Origin of the sequence: Micromonospora sp. NPDC048170 (assembly GCF_040652795.1) — a bacterium.
GTDB lineage: Bacteria > Actinomycetota > Actinomycetes > Mycobacteriales > Micromonosporaceae > Micromonospora.
Genome location: NZ_JBEZMR010000028.1, coordinates 19,906 through 38,988, shown reverse-complemented (window position 1 = coordinate 38,988; position 19,083 = coordinate 19,906). Strand labels below are relative to the sequence as shown.

20 protein-coding genes and 1 pseudogene are annotated in these 19,083 nt (G+C 74.3%); 7 read left to right on the top strand and 14 right to left on the bottom strand.

Features of this window, described 5'->3' with window-relative positions; genetic code table 11:
• Window positions 1-104: 104 nt before the first annotated feature.
• Window positions 105-1,100, top strand: a complete 996-nt coding sequence (locus AB0D32_RS26370; RefSeq protein ID WP_357095790.1) for a phosphotransferase — start codon at window positions 105-107, stop codon at window positions 1,098-1,100.
• 137 nt (window positions 1,101-1,237) lie between these two features.
• Entirely contained in the window at window positions 1,238-1,504 is a 267-nt protein-coding gene (rpsT, locus tag AB0D32_RS26365) for a 30S ribosomal protein S20 (protein WP_357095667.1), read from the top strand.
• Window positions 1,505-1,749: 245 nt separating this feature from the next.
• Here the strand turns inward: rpsT and AB0D32_RS26360 are convergent, their stop codons facing one another.
• The 3 genes and pseudogenes from AB0D32_RS26360 to AB0D32_RS26350 form a co-directional block, all read right to left on the bottom strand.
• Entirely contained in the window at window positions 1,750-2,256 is a 507-nt protein-coding gene (locus tag AB0D32_RS26360; protein WP_357095664.1) for a hypothetical protein, read from the bottom strand.
• Window positions 2,253-3,233: a DNA polymerase III subunit delta gene (gene holA, locus AB0D32_RS26355; RefSeq protein ID WP_357095787.1), complete on the bottom strand. Its 981-nt coding sequence runs from the start codon at window positions 3,231-3,233 to the stop codon at window positions 2,253-2,255. Before holA ends, AB0D32_RS26360 begins: the two co-directional genes overlap by 4 nt.
• Window positions 3,234-3,356: 123 nt before the next feature.
• Window positions 3,357-5,702, bottom strand: a pseudogene (locus tag AB0D32_RS26350) (ComEC/Rec2 family competence protein); the annotation flags it as partial.
• Between the two features lie 132 nt (window positions 5,703-5,834).
• Between AB0D32_RS26350 and AB0D32_RS26345 the strand changes: the two are divergent.
• A complete protein-coding gene (locus AB0D32_RS26345) occupies window positions 5,835-5,957 on the top strand; it encodes a hypothetical protein (RefSeq protein ID WP_357095822.1) in 123 nt (40 codons plus the stop codon).
• 35 nt (window positions 5,958-5,992) lie between these two features.
• Here the strand turns inward: AB0D32_RS26345 and AB0D32_RS26340 are convergent, their stop codons facing one another.
• The 6 genes from AB0D32_RS26340 to pepN all read right to left on the bottom strand — a co-directional run bounded on the left by AB0D32_RS26340 (window position 5,993) and on the right by pepN (window position 12,454).
• The gene (locus AB0D32_RS26340; RefSeq protein WP_357095661.1) at window positions 5,993-7,015 is read right to left on the bottom strand and encodes a helix-hairpin-helix domain-containing protein; all 1,023 of its coding nucleotides are present in this window, start codon (window positions 7,013-7,015) and stop codon (window positions 5,993-5,995) included.
• Window positions 7,016-7,222: 207 nt separating this feature from the next.
• Complete coding sequence (locus AB0D32_RS26335) at window positions 7,223-8,083, bottom strand: DegV family protein (protein ID WP_357095658.1); 861 nt, start codon at window positions 8,081-8,083, stop codon at window positions 7,223-7,225.
• A 39-nt stretch (window positions 8,084-8,122) separates the two neighbouring features.
• On the bottom strand, window positions 8,123-8,752 hold the full coding sequence (locus tag AB0D32_RS26330; protein ID WP_357095655.1) for a histidine phosphatase family protein: 630 nt from the start codon (window positions 8,750-8,752) through the stop codon (window positions 8,123-8,125).
• Entirely contained in the window at window positions 8,749-9,159 is a 411-nt protein-coding gene (gene rsfS, locus AB0D32_RS26325; RefSeq protein ID WP_357095652.1) for a ribosome silencing factor, read from the bottom strand. Before rsfS ends, AB0D32_RS26330 begins: the two co-directional genes overlap by 4 nt.
• A 110-nt stretch (window positions 9,160-9,269) precedes the next feature.
• Complete coding sequence (gene nadD / locus AB0D32_RS26320) at window positions 9,270-9,866, bottom strand: nicotinate-nucleotide adenylyltransferase (RefSeq protein WP_357095649.1); 597 nt, start codon at window positions 9,864-9,866, stop codon at window positions 9,270-9,272.
• A 71-nt stretch (window positions 9,867-9,937) separates the two neighbouring features.
• A complete protein-coding gene (gene pepN / locus AB0D32_RS26315; RefSeq protein WP_357095645.1) occupies window positions 9,938-12,454 on the bottom strand; it encodes an aminopeptidase N in 2,517 nt (838 codons plus the stop codon).
• A 68-nt stretch (window positions 12,455-12,522) separates the two neighbouring features.
• On the opposite strand from pepN, the gene AB0D32_RS26310 reads away from it, so the two are divergent.
• Complete coding sequence (locus tag AB0D32_RS26310) at window positions 12,523-12,741, top strand: DUF397 domain-containing protein (protein ID WP_357095642.1); 219 nt, start codon at window positions 12,523-12,525, stop codon at window positions 12,739-12,741.
• A gap of 70 nt (window positions 12,742-12,811) precedes the next feature.
• On the opposite strand, the gene AB0D32_RS26305 is transcribed toward AB0D32_RS26310, so the two are convergent.
• Complete coding sequence (locus tag AB0D32_RS26305; RefSeq protein ID WP_357095640.1) at window positions 12,812-13,204, bottom strand: hypothetical protein; 393 nt, start codon at window positions 13,202-13,204, stop codon at window positions 12,812-12,814.
• Between the two features lie 414 nt (window positions 13,205-13,618).
• Here AB0D32_RS26305 and AB0D32_RS26300 point away from each other — a divergent pair, with 414 nt between their 5' ends.
• Window positions 13,619-14,866, top strand: a complete 1,248-nt coding sequence (locus tag AB0D32_RS26300) for a cytochrome P450 (RefSeq protein ID WP_357095637.1) — start codon at window positions 13,619-13,621, stop codon at window positions 14,864-14,866.
• Between the two features lie 266 nt (window positions 14,867-15,132).
• On the opposite strand, the gene AB0D32_RS26295 is transcribed toward AB0D32_RS26300, so the two are convergent.
• Genes AB0D32_RS26295 through AB0D32_RS26285 form a run of 3 tightly spaced genes read right to left on the bottom strand, consistent with a single transcriptional unit; the run spans window position 15,133 to window position 17,040 of the window.
• Window positions 15,133-15,783 (bottom strand): DUF3618 domain-containing protein, encoded by a 651-nt coding sequence (locus tag AB0D32_RS26295; RefSeq protein WP_357095635.1) that lies wholly within the window; start codon window positions 15,781-15,783, stop codon window positions 15,133-15,135.
• On the bottom strand, window positions 15,780-16,232 hold the full coding sequence (locus tag AB0D32_RS26290) for a phage holin family protein (protein WP_357095632.1): 453 nt from the start codon (window positions 16,230-16,232) through the stop codon (window positions 15,780-15,782). The genes AB0D32_RS26295 and AB0D32_RS26290 overlap by 4 nt, the downstream gene beginning before the upstream one ends.
• A 31-nt stretch (window positions 16,233-16,263) precedes the next feature.
• Window positions 16,264-17,040 carry a hypothetical protein gene (locus AB0D32_RS26285; RefSeq protein ID WP_357095629.1) on the bottom strand — a complete coding sequence of 259 codons (777 nt, stop codon included), beginning with the start codon at window positions 17,038-17,040 and terminating at the stop codon, window positions 16,264-16,266.
• 259 nt (window positions 17,041-17,299) lie between these two features.
• Here AB0D32_RS26285 and AB0D32_RS26280 point away from each other — a divergent pair, with 259 nt between their 5' ends.
• Both AB0D32_RS26280 and AB0D32_RS26275 read left to right on the top strand, forming a co-directional pair.
• Window positions 17,300-17,779 carry a DUF4383 domain-containing protein gene (locus AB0D32_RS26280; RefSeq protein WP_357095626.1) on the top strand — a complete coding sequence of 160 codons (480 nt, stop codon included), beginning with the start codon at window positions 17,300-17,302 and terminating at the stop codon, window positions 17,777-17,779.
• Between the two features lie 79 nt (window positions 17,780-17,858).
• Window positions 17,859-18,518: a DUF6766 family protein gene (locus AB0D32_RS26275; RefSeq protein WP_357095623.1), complete on the top strand. Its 660-nt coding sequence runs from the start codon at window positions 17,859-17,861 to the stop codon at window positions 18,516-18,518.
• 74 nt (window positions 18,519-18,592) lie between these two features.
• Here AB0D32_RS26275 and AB0D32_RS26270 read toward each other — a convergent pair whose 3' ends face one another.
• On the bottom strand, window positions 18,593-19,042 hold the full coding sequence (locus tag AB0D32_RS26270; RefSeq protein ID WP_357095620.1) for a GNAT family N-acetyltransferase: 450 nt from the start codon (window positions 19,040-19,042) through the stop codon (window positions 18,593-18,595).
• Between the last annotated feature and the right edge of the window lie 41 nt (window positions 19,043-19,083).

The window sequence follows — 19,083 nt, the reverse complement described above, 5'->3', positions numbered from 1 at the left end:
AGTCTGGCAGATCACGCCGTCCCCGCCCCGCCACGGAAACGCCGCGCGGCCGGGTCGCGGCGCCGAGCGCCCTCACGGTGCGGCGCGACCCGCCGCCGGGCAGCATGGTGGCCGTGACCCCGACGTCCCCGCCTCCCGTGCCGTACCACGCGACCGCCCGCCGGCCGGAGTGGGCGACGCTGCCGGTCGCGCTGCGCACCGCCGTCGGCGACCGGCTCGGGGCGCCCGTGGTCGCGGCCCGGACCGCCGGCGCCGGCTTCACCCGGGGCTTCGCCGCCGTGCTCCACACCGCCGCCGGAAGCCGGGCCTTCGTCAAGGCGGCGGCCATCGCCGAGCAACCGCGACTGGTCGACTGGTACGCCCGGGAGGCCGCGATCCTCGACCGGCTCCCGGACGGGCTGCCGGTGCCCCGCCCCCGCTGGACGCTGCACGAGGCTGGCTGGTTCGCGCTCTGCCTGGACGCCGTCGACGGGCACACACCCCGACTGCCCTGGGAGCCCGCCGAACTGACCGCCACCCTGGCCGGGTACGCCGACGTCGCCGCCGCGCTGGCCGCCGCCCCCGCCGGGCTCGTCGGCATCGGGCTGCCCCACCTCGCCGACCTCGCCCGCAACGACATCCTCTGGTGGGGCGAGGTGGCCGCCGGCCGGGAGCCGGCGCCGCCGCTGCCCGCGCCGGTCCGGGGCCGCCTGCCCGACCTGGTCGCGCTGGAGTCCCGCCTCCCGGCGTACGCCGCCGGCACGACCGGGCTGATCCACGGCGACCTGCGGCTGGACAACGTGCTGATCGACGGGGCGGGGCAGGCCTGGTTCTGCGACTGGACGTGGCTCTGCCACGGGCCCGCCTGGTTCGACCTGGCGACCCTGCTGCTCACCGCGTACGCCGACGGCCTGGACGCCGACGCGCTCTTCGCCCGGCACCCGACGGCGGCGGGCGCACCCCCCGACGCGCTGGACGCCACCCTCGCCGCCCTCTCCGGTTACTTCCTCACCACCGCCGCCTCGGCGCCGGGGACGGCGTCCCCACACCTGCCGGCGCACCAGCGGTGGAGCGGCGAGCAGTCACTCCGCTGGCTCGCCCGCCGGCAGGGCTGGACCTGACCGGGCGCCCGCTGCCGGGACCGAGTCGTTTTGGCTCGTCCCGGCCGACCTGGTAACCTGGCTCTTCGCGCAGCGATGACGCATGCTCGTCGCGCGCGGAAGCAGACCAACCCGAGCTATCAAGACGAGGCTGTCGCGTGGCGAACATCAAGTCCCAGATCAAGCGCAACCGGCAGAACGAGAAGCGCCGGCTGCGTAACAAGTCGGTCAAGTCGTCGCTGAAGACCGCCGTCCGGAAGTTCCACGAGGCCGTCGAGGCTGGTGACGTCGAGAAGGCCACCGCCCTCATGCAGGACGCCTCGCGCAAGCTGGACAAGGCGGTCAGCAAGGGCGTGATCCACTCGAACCAGGCCGCGAACCGCAAGTCCGCGATCTCGAAGCGCGTGGTGTCGCTCTCCGCCTGACGAGGCGACCTCAGACCTGACCGGAAGCCCCGGGGCCACTCCCGGGGCTTCCGGTTGTCTGCCTTCTCACGTTCCGCACCACCACCCGGCCGGGTTTTCCCGCCGGGCTGTCGTCGTGGCTCACCGCCTCCGCCCGTCGCCGGGCAGGGTGGTGTCTCGTCCCCACCGCCTTCACGGTCGCCGGGCAGGATGGCGCGTCGGGCTGGTTGAGGGACGGCCGCACCGGTCGCACGGCGGGGTGGTCGTCAGGCCAGTGGATCAGCGCGGGTGGGCTGCGGGCCGAGTCCGGCGTCCCGCTCCCCCGCGGCGCGGCGCGGATCCGGATGCCCCGGCCGGTCGCGTACGGCTCCGGTGGCGTGCGACACCGGCGACGCCGTGACGACGATGCCCGACACGCTGTGCGTGACCCAGTCGACCCTGGCCCGCCCGACCGCGGGCTCCATCTGCCTGCGGAAGCGGTCCCGTTCCTGCTCGGGCACGAGGGCGGCGGAGCGGACCACCATCGCGGCCACCATGTCGTTGAGCTTCACCATCACGGCCACCGTGGCGGGCAGGACGAGCACCGCCCACCAGGTGACCAGCTCGGCGAGGGCGAGCAGCGCGGCGAGGGCGACGGTGCCCTCGAAGAAGAGGAAGCACAGCACCCCGCCCGGGTTGACGAAGCGCAGCCCGAGGAAGCGCGCGTAGAGCGGGCGGTAGCGCTCCTCGTCGGCCGGGATCGTGGCCCACGAGCCGCGAGGTGATCCGCTCACCGGGCGCCGCCCTGCCGGGCGGCTGCGACCGAGAAGACGGCCCGCTCCAGCGCGTACGCACGGTCGTCCGAGCCGCCCTTGACGGCCGCGTTGCACTCGGCGGCGGCCCGCATCGCCTGGACCAACCCCTCGGGCGTCCAGCCACGGGCCCGCTGCTGAGCGGACCTGATCTTCCATGCCGGCATGCCGAGGGTGCTCGCCAACTGGTAGGGGTCGCCCCGCCCGACGGCGGCGACCCGGGCCACGGTGCGGACGCCGTCGGCGATCGCGTCGGCGATCGGCACGGGGTCGACCCCCACGTGCAGCGCCCAGCGCAGCGCCTCCAGCGCCCCCGGCACGTCGCCCACCATCGCGGCGTCGGCGACGGTGAAGCCGGTCACCTCGACCCGCCCCCGGTAGTAGCGGGCGACCGTGTCGGCGCTGATCCGGCCGTCGGTGTCGGCCATCAGCTGGGAGCAGGCGGCGGCCAGCTCGCGCAGGTCGTTGCCGACCGCCGCGATGAGCGCCTCGGCCGCGTCGTCGGTGCACTTCCCGCCGGCCCGGCGGATCTCGTCCCGGACGAAGGCCACCCGGTCGCGGTGCCCCTTGAGCTTGGCCGCCGGCACCACCGTGGCACCGGCCGCCTTCAGCCCGTCGGCGAACGCCTTGCCCTTGGCCCCGCCGAGGTGCAGCACGACCAGCTGCACCTCCGGGTCGGGGTTCTTCGCGTACGCCAGCAGGGCCGCCACCAGGTCCTTGCGGGCGTCCTGGCCGGCGCGGAGCACCAGCAGCCGCCGCCCGCCGAACAGGGAAGGGCTGAGCATCTCGGCGATCTCGCCGACGACGAGGGCACCGGCCTGGTAGTCGCGGACGTCCACGTCGGGGTCGACGCTGCGGGCCTTCGCGACGGCTTCGGTGACCGCGCGCGTGGCGAGCAGCTCCTCGTCACCGAGGACGAGCAGAATGGGAGCGAGGCTGGCGGCGGTCACGCCGCCCATATTCGCACGGCCGGCGGCCGGATCCAGCCTGCTCATCGGCACTCCGGTTGCAGAGCCCGCACTCAGTGCAAATCCAGACATTCGCCTCAGTCCACCGCTAAAGCCGATAATCGCCATCGATTTCTACGGTTGTCGACCCGGTGGTGTGCCGCGTGTCGCCACCGCGAGACCTGTCCGGCCGAGCACCGCCGCCACGTCCCCCTCCGTGTCGGTACGCAGCACCCGCGCCCCGCCCCGGGCAAGCCGCCCGAGCACCGCCGGATTGGGATGTCCGTAGCTGTTGCCCGCCCCCACCGGCACGAGGGCGACCAGGGGGCGGACCGCGTCCAGGAAGGCCGGATCCTGGTAGGCCGATCCGTGGTGTGCGACCTTCAGCACCTCGGCCCGTAGCCCGCCCGACGCCGTGCTGTCCAGCAGCGCCCGCTGCTCCTCGGTCTCGGCATCCCCGGCGAGCAGGATCCGTACGCCGGAGACCGTGGCGAGCAGTATCAACGAGTTGTTGTTGGGATCCGACCGGGTGCCGCGCAACGGCTGGGGCGGGCCGATGACGGTGAACTCGACCCCGCCCTCCCGGTACCGCCAGCCGGCCCCGCCCGCCACCACGTCGACGGAGTGCGCCGCCGCCTCGGTGAGGACCAGGTCCCGCCCGACGGCGGGCTCCGACCACTGCGGGGTGAGCACCGCGTCCACCGGTCGGCCCCGGAACACGCCCGCGACGCCGCCGGTGTGGTCGACATGGAAGTGGCTGACCACCAGCAGCGCGACCTCCCGTACGCCCAGCCGGCGCAGGCAGCCGTCCGCCGCCGCCGGATCCGGTCCGGCGTCGACCACCACCGCCCGGCCGGCCGCCACCGGCAGCACCACGGTGTCGCCCTGGCCGACCGCGCAGGCCGCGACCACCCAGCCTGCCGGGGGCCAACCGGGGGCGGCCAGCCGTACCGGCAGCGTGCCGGCCACCACGGCGACGACGACCACCGCCACCAGCCGGCGGACCACCGGGTGCCGGGTGGCCACCAGCAACGCGACGGTCAGCCCGGCCAGCAGCAGTGCCCCCGTCACCCCGCCCGGCCACGGCAGCGTGCCCGCAGGCAGCCGCGCCCCGTGCCGCGCCACCATGACCAGCCACCAGGCCGGCCAACTGGCCAGCCACGCGACGAACTCCGCCCCGGCGGGCCACACGGGGGACACCGCCGCCGCCAGCACCCCGAGCACCGTGGCGGGTGCGATGGCGGGCACCGCGAGCAGGTTCGCGGGCACGGCGACCAGGCTCACCGTGCCCGAGATCCCGGCCACCACCGGGGCGCAGGCGAGCTGCGCGGCGGCCGGCACGACCAGCGCCTCGGCGAGCCCGGCCGGTACCCCACGGCGGCGCAGCCCGTCGCGCCACCTCGGGGCGAGCAGCAGCAGACCACCGGTGGCCAGTACGGAGAGCGCGAAGCCGGCGTCGCCGGCCAACTCCGGGTCGAACAGGACCAGCCCGGCCACCCCGGCGGCCAGGGCGGGCAGCGCCGCCCGGGGACGCCCGGCCGCCAACGCGGCCAGCCCGATGGCGCCCATCGTGGCGGCCCGCACCACGCTCGGCGAGGGACGGACCAGGATGACGAACCCCACCAGGGCCAGCCCGCAGAGCCCGGCCGCCAGCCAGGGCCCGGCCCTCGCCCACCTCGCCAACAGCAACACGGCGCCGACGACGATGGCCACGTTCGACCCGGAGACCGCGTTCAGGTGGGTCATACCGGTGGCGAGGAAGTCCTCCTCCACGGCCGGCGGCAGCCGGCTCGTGTCGCCGACCACCAGGCCGGGCAGCAGCCCACCCTGCTCGGCCGGGAGCGGTGCGCAGGCGCGTTGCAGGCCGGCGCGCAGCGACCCGGCGGCCCGCTGCGACGACGGCGCCGCCCCGTGTGGCTGCGGCGGACCGGCCGCGCTCAGCACCGCCGCGGTCAGGTCGCCGCCGCGCGGGGCGGCGAGCCGGCCCTCGGCGGTCAGCCGCTGCCCGGGCAACAGCCCTCTCCAGCCGGGATCGGTGGCGAGGACCAGCACCCGGGCCGGCGCGGCCACCGACTGCCCGTCCGGGCCGGTGAACCGGGTCAGTCCGGCCGGCACGAGCAGCATGGCCGGGCGTCCGGCTACGCCGCGTACGGGGCGAGGATCGTCGCGGACGACCAGTTCGGCGGTGACGACGGCCCGCTCCTCGACCAGGGCGCGGACCGGTGCGGCGTCGCGGACGGACAGCCGCGCGGCGGTCGCCGTCGCGCCGCAGACCACGCCGAGCAGCACGGCGACGGCGATCCAGCCGTACCGCCGGACCGGGGCGGCCGGCCGCCCGAGGAGGCCGGTCAGGTGCAGTCCACCCACGCCGGCCGCCCCGGCCGCCACCGCTGCCAGCAGCAGGGTCGCGCCGGCGGTCAGGTGCAGCCCGGCCAGCGCGGAGAGCCAGGTGGCCACGGCCAGACCGCCCAGCCGCAGATCGACCGCCGCCGCGCCCCGCTCGCCCCGACTGTCGCTGCCGGACGCCCCGGATCCGGACGAGCTGAACCCATCGCCTCCGGAGCGGCCCGTCGTCCCACCGCGACCCCCACCGCCGACAAGGACCGCTTCGCCGTGGCGGTCCGTGCCCACGCCGCCGACAAGGACCGCTTCGCCGGGACGATCCGCGCCCACACCGCCGGCAGGGGTCGCGTGGCCGTGGCGGTCGGTCTCACGGACGACGGGCACCGCCGGTGACGGTCCGCCCGCCCACGCCCGCCACCTCTTCGCCGTCACACCGTCACCAGGTCCTTGAGCTGCTCGTAGCGGGCGTCGCCGATGCCGTCGACCTGGCGCAGATCGCCGACCGAGCGAAAGCCGCCGTGCTGGTCGCGGTGGGCGAGGATGCGCTGGGCGAGCACCGGGCCGACGCCGGGCAGCGCGTCGAGCTGCGCGAGCGTCGCGGTGTTGAGGTTGAGCCGGCCGCCCGCACCGGGCGCGGCGCCCCCGCCCGGCGCACCGCCGGCAGCCGCCCCGGGTGGGAGCGCCGCGCCCGGTGGTGCCGCGACGCCGACCAGGATCAGTTCCCCGTCGGTGACCTTGCGGGCCGGGTTGAGCAGGGCGACGTCCACCCCCGGCAGCGCCCCGCCGGCCGCCTCCACGGCGTCGGCGACCCGCGCGCCGGCCGGCACCCGCACCAGCCCGGGTCGGCGCACCTTGCCGGCGACCGCGACCACCAGTTCGCCGGCCGGAGTCGCAGCGGGTTCCGCGAGGCCGGTCGCCGCCGCCCCGGACGCCTCGGCGCTGGCCACAGGGCGGACCGGCTCGGCCTGCGGCCGGGACCGCCAGGCCCAGAAGCCTGCTCCGAGCACCACCAGCACGGCAACGACGGCCAGCGCCCGCACCCCCCGCCGCCCGGGGTCGAACGCCCCCGGCCCCGGCAGCCGGGACAACGCGCCCCCGGCGTCCGTACCCGGGACCTGGTCCGGCGGTTCGCGCTCCGACAGCGCCGCCGCGCCGTCGACGGACGGCGCCGAGGTGAGGGCCGGCATCGACACGGTCGGCTCCGACGCCGCCGGCCCCGGGTGGTCGGCGGGCCACCCGGCGCGGTCCGCCCACCCGGGACCGTCCCCCGCCCACCCGACGCGGCCTGCGGACCGTCCGGGGTGGCCGGCGGACAGTCCGGGGTGGTCCGCAGGCACCCCGGACTGGTCGACGGACCGGGCCGGGTGCGCCTGCGGAGCCGTCGAGGGCGGCGGGCCCGCCACCAGCCGGCGTAGTCGTTCCCGGACCGCCGTCTCCTCGTCGTCTGACACGACGCGAGGCTAGGTCCGCGATGACGGTACGAAGGGCCGACCGGGGCTCGGCTGTGGACGGCGAAGCCACCTGTGGACAACCGCCTGATCATGCGGGCGGTGTGCTAGGGCAGCCGGGCACCGCAGGTCAGTACGCCTCCGGGTCAGCCCCCGCGACGACCGCCTCCGTCGTGGCGTACGGCAGGCCTGGGCGTAGCGGGATCGACCTCAGCGGGTGGCCGGCGACCGGCGGTGCACGACGACGCAGGCCAGGCCGGGCCCGGCGTGCGCGGCGACCACCGCGCCGGCCTCCGAGACGTACGAGTCGTGCAGGCGGTCGCCCAGCCGGACCTCCAGCGCCTCCAGCAGCGCCTCGGCCCGCTGCGGCGCGGCGAGGTGGTGCACGGCCAGGTCGACCTCGGCATCGCCGGCGGCCTCGACGGCCAGGTCGACCAACCGCGCCACGCCCCGGCTGGCGGTACGCACCTTGTCCTTGAGGACGATCGCGCCGTCCGGCATGTACATGATCGGCTTGACGGACAGTGCGGTGCCGAGCAGCGCCTCGGCGGCCCCGATCCGGCCGCCCCGGCGGAGGAACTCCAGCGTGTCGACGTAGAACCAGATGCTGGTGCGGGCGATGGCGTCCACGGCGGCGTCGCGTACCCCCGGCAGGTCCTCGCCCCGCTCGGCGGCCGTGGCGGCGGCGACGGCGGGGAAGCCGAGGCCCATGCCGGTCGAACGACTGTCGACCACCGCGACCCGGTCGCCGAACCCGGCGGCGGCCAGCCGGGCGGCCTCCACCGTGCCGGAGAGCTCGGCCGACAGGTGCACCGAGACGATCCCGTCGGCGCCGGCGTCGAACAACTCCTCGTAGGTCCGGGCGAACTGCTCCGGCGCGGGGCGGGAGGTGCTCACCGAGACCCGCCGGCCACCGAGCGCCCGGGTGGCGTCGGCCGGGGTGGTCTCCACCCCCTCCAGCCCTTCGGCGCCGTTGAGCACGACGGCCAGCGGCACCACCGTCAGCCGGTGGGTGCGCAGCAGTTCGGGCGGGAGGTAGGCGGTGGAGTCGGTGACGACCGCGACGGGCATGCCCGGCACGCTAGCCGATGTCGCCGGGGAACACCGGGGTCAGACCGCCTCGGTGGTGGCCGGCACACTGATCAGGCCGACGTTGTGGGCGCGCAGGTGCCAGCCCCGGGCGTCGTCGTGTCGCAGCTCGGTCCAGTGGCAGTTCTGTAGTGAGCCGATGGTGCGCAGGACGGCGTGCTCCCACCCGAGCAGGTGGCCGCAGCCCTGCCGGGCCGCGCCGCCGTGGGTCGCCACCACCACCGTGCCGCCGGGCACGGCGTCGGCGGCGTCGGACAGCGCGACGCCGACCCGCTTGCCGAGGTCGTCGAGGGTCTCGATCCCGGCGCCCGGATCCGGGTCACCGGCCCGCCAGCGGGCGAACTCGTCGGGGTGACGCTCGGCGGCCTCGGTGAGGGCCAGCCCCTGCCAGGACCCGAAGTGCCGCTCCCGCAGCCGCGGGTCGGTGCGCACCGGCAGCCCGGTCAGCGCGGCCAGCGCGCCGGCGGTGTCCGCCGCCCGGCTCAGGTCGCTGGCCACGATGGCGTCGGGCCGCAGCGCGGCGAGCAGGGGGGCTGCGCCGCGGGCCTGATCACGGCCGAGATCGTTCAGTGGTACGTCGGTCTGCCCCTGGACCCGGCTGGCGGCGTTCCAGTCGGTGTTGCCGTGCCGCCAGATGATCAGGCGGGTCATTCCGCGGTCGTGGAGCCGGCGCCGGACTCGGCGTCGACGAGGTCCCGGTCGACGAACGGGATCGTCGGGCAGTCCTTCCAGAGCCGGTCGAGGGCGTAGAACTCGCGCTCCTCGGTGTGCTGGACGTGCACCACGATGTCGACGTAGTCGAGCAGCACCCACCGGCCGCCCCGTTCGCCCTCGCGCCGGACCGGCTTGGCCTTCTCCGGCAGTTCGAGCAGCCGCTCCTCGATGGCATCGACGATGGCGAGCACCTGACGCTCGTTGGGAGCCGCGGCGAGCAGGAACGCGTCGGTGATGGCGAGCTGGTCGCCCACGTCGATGATGACGATGTCCTGCGCCTTCTTGTCGGCCGCGGCCTGGGCGGCGGCGAGGGCCAACTCGTGAGCGCGTTCGGAAACTGTCACCGTTCTCCTTCGATCAACCGTGCGATCCTCCAAGCGTCTCACACCCGGCGGAATCCCGACTCGTCAGTTCTGGCGCGTTACCCGCCCGAACCACCTCATACCGGGCCGGATCACGGCTGGTAGAGGCGCCGCTTGGCGATGTACTGCACCACACCGTCCGGCACCAGGTACCAGACCGGCTCCCCCCGGGCGACCCGGGCCCGGCAGTCCGTGGACGAGATGGCCATCGCCGGGACCTGCACCAGGCTCACCGTGTCGGCCGGCAGGTGCGCGTCGGTCAACTCGAAGCCCGGCCGCGTCACCCCGATGAAGTGGGCCAGCTCGAAGATCTCGTCCAGGTCCTTCCAGGAGAGGATCCGCTCCAGCGCGTCCGCCCCGGTGATGAAGAACAGCTGCACCTTCGGGCCGTACTCGGCGTGCAGGTCGCGCAGCGTGTCGACGGTGTAGGTGGGCCCGCCCCGGTCGATGTCGACCCGGCTGACCTGGAAACGCGGGTTGGAGGCGGTGGCGATGACCGTCATCAGGTAGCGGTCCTCCGCCGGGGTGACCGGCTCGTCCGCCTTCTGCCACGGCTGGCCGGTGGGGACGAAGACCACCTCGTCCAGCCCGAACCGGTCCGCCACCTCGCTGGCCGCGACAAGGTGCCCGTGGTGGATCGGGTCGAAGGTGCCGCCCATGATGCCGACCCGCCGGGTGTCTTCCTCCACCCCGCGATCCTAGGCCGGGCGGCACCGGCGGTTTCTCGGGGCCGCCGGACCGTCCCGCCCGGCGGGCGGCGTCACGCCGCCGCCGCGGCGACCGCCGTCCGGGCGACCAGGGCCCGGCGCAGGTCGTCGTCGGCGTCGATGACCACCCGGCGCAGGCCGGGGGTGACGTCGTCGCGGGCCAGCAGCGCCGCGGCCGCCTCCCGGGTGGGCTGCGCCACGGCGTACTGGGGAAAGGCCAGCTTCGCGACCTCGTCAGCCGCCCAGGTCGTACGCAACCGCGCGGCGGCCGGCATGTCGGCGAAGTAGCGCGTGACGTAGCCGGCGGTCAGCTCGGCCTGCTCCGGCTGCCAGAACCCCTCCGCCGTCGCCTCGACGAGCCGGTTGGACAGCTCGGTGTTCGACACGACGATCTCCCACGCCGCCTGCTTGGCGGCAGGATCGGGCAGGGCCGCGCGGCAGCGGGCGGCATGCTCGGCCCCGGCGGCGCTCGGGTCGGCCTCGGCCTCGGCGGCGATCTCCGCCGCGCCGGCGGCACCGAGCACCACCAGCCGGAGCAGCAGCGCCCAGCGCAGTTCGGCGTCGACCGCCAGCCCCGGCGGGACGCCCCGGCCGGCGAGCCAGCCGGTCAGCCGGTCGGCGTCGGTGCTGGCGGCGATCCAGCCCTGGGCGGCGGCGAGTTGGAACGACCCGCCGGCCGGGGCGCCGTCGAGCATCCTCCGGCAGGCGCCGGCGATCTGCGCCAGGGCGGCCTCGCGGGCGAGCGGGTCGAGATACCTGTCGACCAGCGGGCGGCTGAGCGTGAGCACGTCCTCGGCGATGATCACCTCTGTCTCGGCCGGGAGTGCGGCGGCGATCAGGGCGACCAGGCCCGCGACCGGCCGTTCCCCGTCGGTGGCGGCGTCCAGTGCCTCGCCCCAGAGCAGCGCCCGGGCCAGCGGATCAGCCAGGCCGGGCAGCACCAGCGGGACGGCGTCCGCCGACACGGGGTCGAGCCGGATCTTGGCGAACGTCAGGTCGCCGTCGTTGGGCAGCAGCAGGCGGGCCGCCGGCTCGCCGGACAGCCCCGTGAGCACCGTCCGGCCGCCGTCGGTGTCCGGCGCCAGGTCGGCCTCCGTCCGGACGACCGTGCCGTCAGCGGCGTACCGGCCCACACCGATGCGGTGCGGGCGCAGCACCGGATGCGACTCGGGGGCGCTCTGCCGGACAGCCACCTCCGCGTAGCGGCCGTCCGCGTCGATGGTGACCTCGGCACGCAGTGTGTTGACCTGCGCCGTACGAAGCCAGCACTCGGCCCAGTCGGACAGGTCGCGCCCGCTCGCGGCGGCGAGGCTGCCGAGCAGGTCGGCCAGGGTGGCGTTGCCGAACCGGTGCTTCGCGAAGTGGGCGTTGAGGCCGGCGAGGAAGGCGTCGTCGCCGAGCCAGGCAACCAACTGCCGCAGCACGCTGGACCCCTTGGCGTACGAGATGCCGTCGAAGTTGAGCTGCCCCTGGGCGGCGTCGGCGACCTCCTCGGGCGCCACCGGGTGGGTGGAGGGACGCTGGTCGGCCGCGTATCCCCAGGCCTTGCGGCGCAGGGCGAAGGTCGTCCAGGCCCGCTCGAAGCGGGTCGCCTCAGCGGTCACCCGGGTGCCGAGGTACTCCGCGAAGGACTCGTTCAGCCAGAGGTCGTCCCACCAGCGCATGGTGACCAGGTCGCCGAACCACATGTGCGCCATCTCGTGGGCGATGGTGTTGGCGCGCCGCTCCCGCTGGGTGTCGGTGACGGCGGAACGGAAGACATAGTCGTCACGCAGGGCCACGAGGCCCGGGTTCTCCATCGCGCCGAGGTTGAACTCCGGCACGAACGCCTGGTCGTACTTGCCGAACGGGTAGCGCTCGGCGAAGAGCTGGTGGAACCGGTCGAGGCACTGCCTGGTGACGGTGAGGATCTCCTCGACCTCGGCATCCAGGTGGGCGGCCAGTGAGCGCCGGCAGTAGACACCGAGCGGGATGCCGTCGTGCTCGGCGCGCCGCACGTGCCACGGGCCGGCGATCAGCGAGACGAGGTACGTCGCGAGCGGCGCGGTCGGGGCGAACTCCCAGCGCCCGGGCCGCCCGGTGGCGGCGAGCTGGCCGTTGGCCGCGACGATCCAGTGCGGCGGGGCGGTGACCGAGAGGGTGACCGGGGCCTTCAGGTCGGGCTGGTCGAACGCGGCGAAGAGACGCTGGACGTTGTCCAGGAAGGACATCGCGTAGAGGTAGGTCTCGCCGTCGGCGGGATCGACGAAGCGGTGCATCCCCTCACCGGTGTTCGAGTACGCCATCTCGGCGGAGACGGTGAGGGTGTTCTCCTCGGCCAGCCCGGTCAGCGGCAGCCGGTTGTCGGCCAGCGTGGCGGGGTCGACGTCGCGGTCGTTGAGGCGTACCGCCAGCAGTTTCGCGGGTTGGACCTCGACGAAGGTCTCCGTGGCGGAGGCCGCGCGGAAGCGGATCGTGACGTCGGAGCGGAACCGCTGGCCGTCGCCGGTCAGGTCGAGGTCCACCCGGTAGGAGTCGACGGTGATCGCCGCGCCACGCGCGGTCGCCTCTACACGGCTCAGGCTCGGCATCCGCTTATCCTGCCCGATGGGGAACCGTGAGTGTCTCCCCCTGACCCGTGGCACTGGAGGACTGAACGATGGCTTCGCACCCCAAGGGCGACTTCGACCTCTCCCGAGCGGTCTGGCAGCGGGCCGAGGGCGACACCTCCGAGAGCGCCGTCGAGGTCGCCTTCGTCGACGACCTGATCGGCATGCGCAACTCCGCCGAGCCCGACGGCCCTGTCCTGGTCTTCAACCAGGCCGAGTGGGACGCCTTCGTCGCCGGCGCCCAGGACGGCGAGTTCGACCTGGACTGACTCGTGCCGGCCCGCCTGTCGTCCCGGACCGCCCGACCGTCCCGGACCGGTCGCCCGGCCGGCATCGAGTTCAGTCACCGTCGCCCCAGCCGAGCCCGCCCGGCCCCGGCGCGTGATGGAAGCCGGGATGGTTGGCGACGTCGACGCAGCGCTCACCGTCGGGGCCGGACGCGCCGCAGAACAGCCGCTCGGCCTGCTGCCACGCCTCGGCCGGCGACAGCGCCGACGCGCCCAGGGCCAGCTCGGATCGCAGCAGGCTCAGCGCCTCCGCGTACCCGACGGCGAACTCCCGGGCCGACGCCATGTCGGGCGCGGTGAAGCCGAGGTGCACCGTGAAGAACCGGCCCGGCCGGGCCGACCGGCGGGGCGACGCGATCAACGACGTGCCGGCAGCCTCCCGCGCCATGCCGAGCGCCTTCGTCGCCTGCTGTTGCCTCCAGTGCGGCGGCCTGTGGTCGCGCATACGTCCTCCCCGTGGCGATCGTGGGCGGTCCGGTCGACGCCCACGTTCCGTCCCGGCTGCCGGTCAGCGGCATGCCGTCGGCGGCCCGACTGACCGCTCTCCCGAGCCAACCAGCTCGCCGCCTCCCTGGGAGGGGCCAGCAGACGTACCGTTCCGCTGGCCCCTCCCCGCACATCTCCCTCCGCCGCCCACCCTGGACGCGGGCTGCCGCCGGCAACGGCCCGTGGCCCCGCCACCGAGCCGCGCGTCCCGCCTCCGGATCGAATCCGGAGAAGAAGCCGTCACCGTCCCCGCGGCCCGCCTGGCCCGACCGGGCCGGCCTGCCCGGCGGGGTTCAGCCACGCCGGCCTGGGTAGGCAGAGGCACGGACAGGATTCGGCCGGCAACGGCCGCCACCCCCGGTCAGGAGGCCCGATGGCGACCATCCCGACGGAGCGCAGCCCGGACAGCTCGGTGGCGTTCCTGCGCGACGGCTACCGCTTCATCGGGCGACGCTGCGACCGCCACGGCACCGACATCTTCCGGGCCCGGCTGCTGCTGGAACCCACCATCTGCCTGCGCGGCCGGCCGGCGGCGGAACTCTTCTACGACACCGAGCGGTTCGCCCGGGCGGGCGCCATGCCGAAGCGGGCGCAGCGCACCCTCACCGGCCGTGGCGGCGTGCAGGGCCTCGACGGCGCGGAGCACGCCGACCGCAAGGCCATGTTCATGTCGATCATGACGCCGACTGCGGTCCGACACCTCGCGCAACTCTTCGACGACGAGTGGCGGGCCCGGGTCCCGGCCTGGGAGTCGGGCGGGCCGGTGGTGCTGTACGACGAGGTCGCCCGGATGCTGACCCGCGCGGTCTGCGCCTGGGCCGGCGTACCGCTGGCGAACTCCGAGGTGGACCGGCGCACCGCCGACCTGCACGCGATGATCGAGGGGCCGGCGGCGCTCGGCCTCCCGCACTGGCGTGGCCTGTGGGGCCGCCGCCGGGGCGAACGCTGGATCGGGCACATCATCGATCGGGAGCGCGCCGGCGCGCTCCCGGCACCCGACGGCAGCGCGCTACGGGTGATCGCCGAGCACCGGGACGCCCGCGGGCGGCTGCTCCCCCGCCGGATCGCGGCCGTCGAACTGCTCAACGTGCTTCGCCCCACGGTCGCTGTCGGCCGCTTCATCGTCTTCGCCGCGCTGGCCCTGCACGACCACCCGGCCTGGCGGCAGCGGGTCCGCGAAAGCGACGAGGCCACCGAGAGCTTCGTGCAGGAGGTACGCCGCTACTACCCCATCTTCCCCGTGGCCGCGGCCCGGGTCCGTCGCTCGTTCGACTGGCGGGGCTACCACTTCCCACGCGGCCGGCGGGTCCTGCTCGACCTGTACGGCACCAACCACCACCCGACGCTCTGGCCGGAACCGGAGCGGTTCCGCCCGGAACGGTTCACCGGTTGGCGGGGCGACCCGTTCGCCCTGGTACCGCAGGGCGGCGGCGAGCACCTGACCGGTCACCGCTGCGCCGGCGAGTGGCTCACGATCGAGCTGATGAAGCGGGCGGTGACGAACCTGACCACGACGATGCGCTACGACGTACCGCCGCAGGACCTGGCGCTGAGCCTGCACCGGATGCCGGCGCTCCCGCCGAGCGGGTTCCTGATCACCGCCGTCCACCGCACGACCTGAGCACCACACCCCCCTCGCCCTCGCCCACCCCCGCGCCCCCGCCCACCCCCGCGCCCCCGCCCCTTCGCCCTCGCCCTCGCCTCGTCGATCTTGCACTTTCGGCCCGACTTATGCGCCTTTGCTCCCGATTTACAGGGGCCAAAAGTGCAAGATCGCGGGGTGCGAGGCGCGAGGCGCGAGGCGCGAGGCGCGCGTATACAGCAGCTCGCGGCCACTTCCCGGGTGTTCCGGAAGTGGCCGCGAGCTGTCCGTGGTGAGTGGGCTGGTCAGTACCGCACCCGGTCGCGCGGCTGTTGCGCCTGGTCCCGTACGTCGTATGCCGCCGAACGGGTGTCGTCCCTGACGGCGTGCACGGCGTCCTGGGCGGTGGAGCGTACCGCCTCGGTGGCGTGCTGCGCCGGCTCGCGCAGTTCGTCCTTCAGCTCGCTGGCGACCTCGCCCAGTTTCTCCTTCACCGCCCCGGCGTGCTCGCCGGCCTTCTCCTTCACCTGCGTCGCCACCTGCTGCTCACGGCGGGTGGCCGGGATCAGCGAGGAGGCGAGCCAGCCGACGCCGAAGGCGATCAGGCCCGCCGCCAGCGGGTTGCCCTCGGACTTCTGCCGGATCACGTGCGGCGCCCGGTGTGCGGCGTCACTGACCGTCGAGGCCGCCGAGTGCGCCTTGTCGCTGACGGTGGACGCCGCCGAGGAGGCGTGGTCGCCCACCGCGTGGGCGCCGTGCTTGGTGCTGTGACCCAGGTCGGCTGCGCTTCCCATCACCTGGTCCCTCACATTCTGCAGTGCGTTGCGGGCCCGCTGCTTGCGGTCGTCGACGATGCGGGTGGGGCTGACCTTGTACGCCAGCGCGTCCACGTCGGAGCTCAGGGTGCTCCGGGTGGCTTCGATCTCCCGGCGGATCTGGTCCGGGTCGGTGCTCATCGGGTGACCTCCTGCGGGTGGGGCTTGAGCGCGTCGGGAATCCGCTGCACGCTGTCGTTGGTCTGCTTGAGGCCGCGAATCCGCTCGGCGCTCTTCTTGGCCTTGGAGTAGAGGACCGCGGCGATCGCACCCCAGATGACGGCCACGATCAGCGCCGCCCAGCCGGCGTCCATCACGTTGGACAGCCCGGCCCAGAGGGCCAGCGAGAGGAACAGGGCCACCATGTAGCCGCCGAAGCCGGCGCCGCCGAAGAACCCGGCGGCCTTGCCCGCCTTCTTGCCCTCCTGGCGGATCTCGGCCTTGGCCAGTTCCACCTCCTGCCGCATCAGGGTGGACAGGTCGGTGGTGACCTGACGCATCAGGTCACCGATCGAGCTGCCCCTGACCTCGTCCGCGTCGTGCGGGTGGTGGGCGGGGTCCAGCCTCGCCTCCTGCGTCGGAATGCTCATGCCGCCGCCTCCCTTCAGGCGATTCGTGGGCTCACGGACGGGTGGTTCCGGTCGACGGCACGCCCGGCAGCGGGTCGGTCTGGCTCACCGGCGGCAGCGGCTGGCCCACGCCACCGGCGGGGTCGGCGTAGCTGGTGGTGGTCTGCGGGTCGGCGTACGCGCCCGGGGTCGGGTCGAGATAGCCGGCCGGCGGCACGGCGTCCGGCACCGCGCGGGTGGCGGGCGGGGGCGGGATGACCGCGGTCCGGTCCGGGTCGTAGCCGGCACCCGGGTCGTACGCGGCGGAGCCGTTGCCGCCTCGGCCGTCGTCGGCGGAGAGGTTCTTGGTCAGCCGGCCGGCGAGCACACCCAGCACGGCGGCGCCGACCAGGAAGGTGCCCGGGTTGCGGCGCGCGTAGTCGCGCACCTCGGCGACGATGTCGCCGGGCTCGCGCCGCTCCAGCCAACCTGCCACGCCGTGCACCCGGTCGGCGGCCTGATGGGCGATCTCGGTCACCGGGCCGCCCTGACCGCCCTGGTCGGCCATCGAGCGCATCTCGTCGGCCAGCGAGCGGAGCCCGCCGGCGGCACGCCGCTGCTGCTCACCGGTCTGACTGGCGAGCTGGCTGCGGGCCTCGCCGTAGATGTCACGCGCCTGGCGCTTCGCCTCGCCGACAACCTCCCTGCCCTGCTCCTTGGCGGTCTGGGCGACGGCGCCACCGGCCTGCCTGGCTTCCGAGCCGACCTGACGGGCCTGCTCGCGGACACCGTTCCCGTTGGTCGAATCCTGCCCGTACGTGGAAGTCGTGGGTGACAGATCGTAGGTCATGATTTCCCTTCCGCTCGGAAAGTCGTCGCGGGTGTGTGCTTGGGGGGATGCGCCGGCCGTTCCTGCCGCCGCACCTCTTGACCTACCCCTGGTCTCCGCTTCCATACCTCGTTCGTGACTTCGCCTGCGGTCCGCCGCCGGCGGTCCACAAAATGGAGGATCGTCGGGCCACATGTCGACGCCGTCGCGCACAGTGACGGCCGTTCCGCGCGGCCGGCGCCGCGGGCAGGGCGTTCCGCGGGTCCACGGAGGTGAATCGATGGCACGGTACGCACGCGGCGGCCCCCGGGGCCCGAAGCCGAAGGTGCAGCTCGCCGCCATGGCCGCGGCCGGGATCTTCGTCCTGATCGGGGTGCTCGGGTTCGTCCCCGGCGTCACCACCGGCTACGACGACATGACGTTCGCCGGCCACCACTCCGAGGCCCGCCTGCTCGGCGTGTTCCAGGTGTCGATCCTGCACAACGTGCTGCACCTGGGCTTCGGGCTGGCCGGTCTGCTGCTGGCCCGCAGCGTCGCCGGGGCCCGGGTCTTCCTCGCCGGCGGCGGCGCCCTCTACCTCGGCCTGTGGCTGTACGGCTTCGCGATCGACCGGGAGACCGCGGCGAACTTCATCCCGGTCAACGACGCCGACAACTGGCTGCACCTGGCCCTCGGCTTCGGCATGCTCGCCTTCGGGCTGCTGCTCTCCAACCAGGCGGGTACGGGCACCCGACCGGACGACCCCTTCGACCGTCCCTGACGCCTCTGCTTTCGTCGCGTTTGTCTGGTGCATCGTCCGGGCACTGGGGAACCGGAGGTCCGTCGACGAGGAGGCCGCCATGCCGAGATGGCTGCGTGACAACGCGCTGACCGTCGCGATGTTCGGCGCGTTCCTGGTCTTCCTGGTGCTGCAGAGTCTGTTCGGTTGGCAGACGCACAACGAGGAACTGGCCGAGTTCGGGGCCGCGCCGATCAACTGGCCGGCGTACCTGCGCACCGGGCACTTCATGGAGTCGGTCTTCGAGAACTGGGAGTCGGAGTTCCTCCAGATGGGCGGCTACGTCCTGCTCACCGCGCACCTGGTGCAGCGCGGGTCGGCGGAGTCGAAGCCGGTGGGGCAGACGGACCGGCCCGAGGACGACGAGCGGCGGGCCGGCCCTGACTCGCCCTGGCCGGTTCGCGTCGGCGGGCTGCCTCTGGTGATCTACCGCAACAGCCTCTCCATCGCGCTGCTGCTGATCTTCGCCGGCTCGTTCGTCGGCCACCTGTTCGGCGGGACCGCCGAGTACAACGCGCAGCAGGCGTTGCAGAGCGGGGCGCCGCCGATCGGCGTCCTCGACTTCCTCGGCACGAGCGAGTTCTGGTTCCAGTCGATGCAGAACTGGCAGAGCGAGTTCCTCGCGGTCGGCACCCTGATCGTGCTGAGCATCTTCCTCCGCCAGCACGCGTCGCCGGAGTCGAAGCCGGTCACCGCCGTGCACGCGCACACCGGCACCTGAGCCGCCGTGCCCCGGGTCGCCGTCGGGCCGGGCTGATCCGCCTGCCGCGCGACCGCCGCCGGGGCCGGCCACTGTCAGGCCGGCACACGCAGCCGCTTGGCGAAGCAGACGCTGTACGGGTTGCCCACGTACTCGCCGTAGACCGGGATCGGCTCGTACCCGCTGGAGGTGTAGAGCCCGAGCGCGGCCGGCAGGTACGTGCCGGTCTCGAGGCGGACCTCCGCGTGCCCCTCCTGGAAGGCCAGTTCCTCCAGCGCGATCAGCAACTGCCGGGCGAGGCCCCGCCCCCGGTACGCCGGGCGGACGTACATCCGCTTCACCTCACCGGTGTCGGCGTCGAGCGCCTGGATGCCGCCGCAGGCGACCGCCCGCACGTCGGCGACCACCACCAGGTAGCGGATGTCGTCGTGGGTGACGGTCGCCTGGCCGTCCAGCCCTCCGTCGGCCTCCCGCAGCTCGCACTGCTGGGCGGCGACCAGGGCGTCGATCTCCGGATCGGTGGCGGGGCGTGACTCGATCAGCATCAGGCCACGCTAGGCGGCGGGGATTTCGGGCAGGTTTCCGG

Bases quoted from the DNA above. Each gene is read 5' to 3' on its own strand.
- AB0D32_RS26370 (WP_357095790.1), top strand. From the start codon at position 105: ATGGTGGCCGTGACCCCGACGTCCCCGCCTCCCGTGCCGTACCACGCG.
- holA (WP_357095787.1), bottom strand. From the start codon at position 3,233: ATGGGCGGCGTGACCGCCGCCAGCCTCGCTCCCATTCTGCTCGTCCTC.
- AB0D32_RS26335 (WP_357095658.1), bottom strand. From the start codon at position 8,083: ATGCCCGTCGCGGTCGTCACCGACTCCACCGCCTACCTCCCGCCCGAA.
- AB0D32_RS26330 (WP_357095655.1), bottom strand. From the start codon at position 8,752: ATGACCCGCCTGATCATCTGGCGGCACGGCAACACCGACTGGAACGCC.
- pepN (WP_357095645.1), bottom strand. From the start codon at position 12,454: ATGCCGAGCCTGAGCCGTGTAGAGGCGACCGCGCGTGGCGCGGCGATC.
- AB0D32_RS26310 (WP_357095642.1), top strand. From the start codon at position 12,523: ATGGCTTCGCACCCCAAGGGCGACTTCGACCTCTCCCGAGCGGTCTGG.
- AB0D32_RS26305 (WP_357095640.1), bottom strand. From the start codon at position 13,204: ATGCGCGACCACAGGCCGCCGCACTGGAGGCAACAGCAGGCGACGAAG.
- AB0D32_RS26300 (WP_357095637.1), top strand. From the start codon at position 13,619: ATGGCGACCATCCCGACGGAGCGCAGCCCGGACAGCTCGGTGGCGTTC.
- AB0D32_RS26295 (WP_357095635.1), bottom strand. From the start codon at position 15,783: ATGAGCACCGACCCGGACCAGATCCGCCGGGAGATCGAAGCCACCCGG.
- AB0D32_RS26290 (WP_357095632.1), bottom strand. From the start codon at position 16,232: ATGAGCATTCCGACGCAGGAGGCGAGGCTGGACCCCGCCCACCACCCG.
- AB0D32_RS26285 (WP_357095629.1), bottom strand. From the start codon at position 17,040: ATGACCTACGATCTGTCACCCACGACTTCCACGTACGGGCAGGATTCG.
- AB0D32_RS26280 (WP_357095626.1), top strand. From the start codon at position 17,300: ATGGCACGGTACGCACGCGGCGGCCCCCGGGGCCCGAAGCCGAAGGTG.
- AB0D32_RS26275 (WP_357095623.1), top strand. From the start codon at position 17,859: ATGCCGAGATGGCTGCGTGACAACGCGCTGACCGTCGCGATGTTCGGC.
- AB0D32_RS26270 (WP_357095620.1), bottom strand. From the start codon at position 19,042: ATGCTGATCGAGTCACGCCCCGCCACCGATCCGGAGATCGACGCCCTG.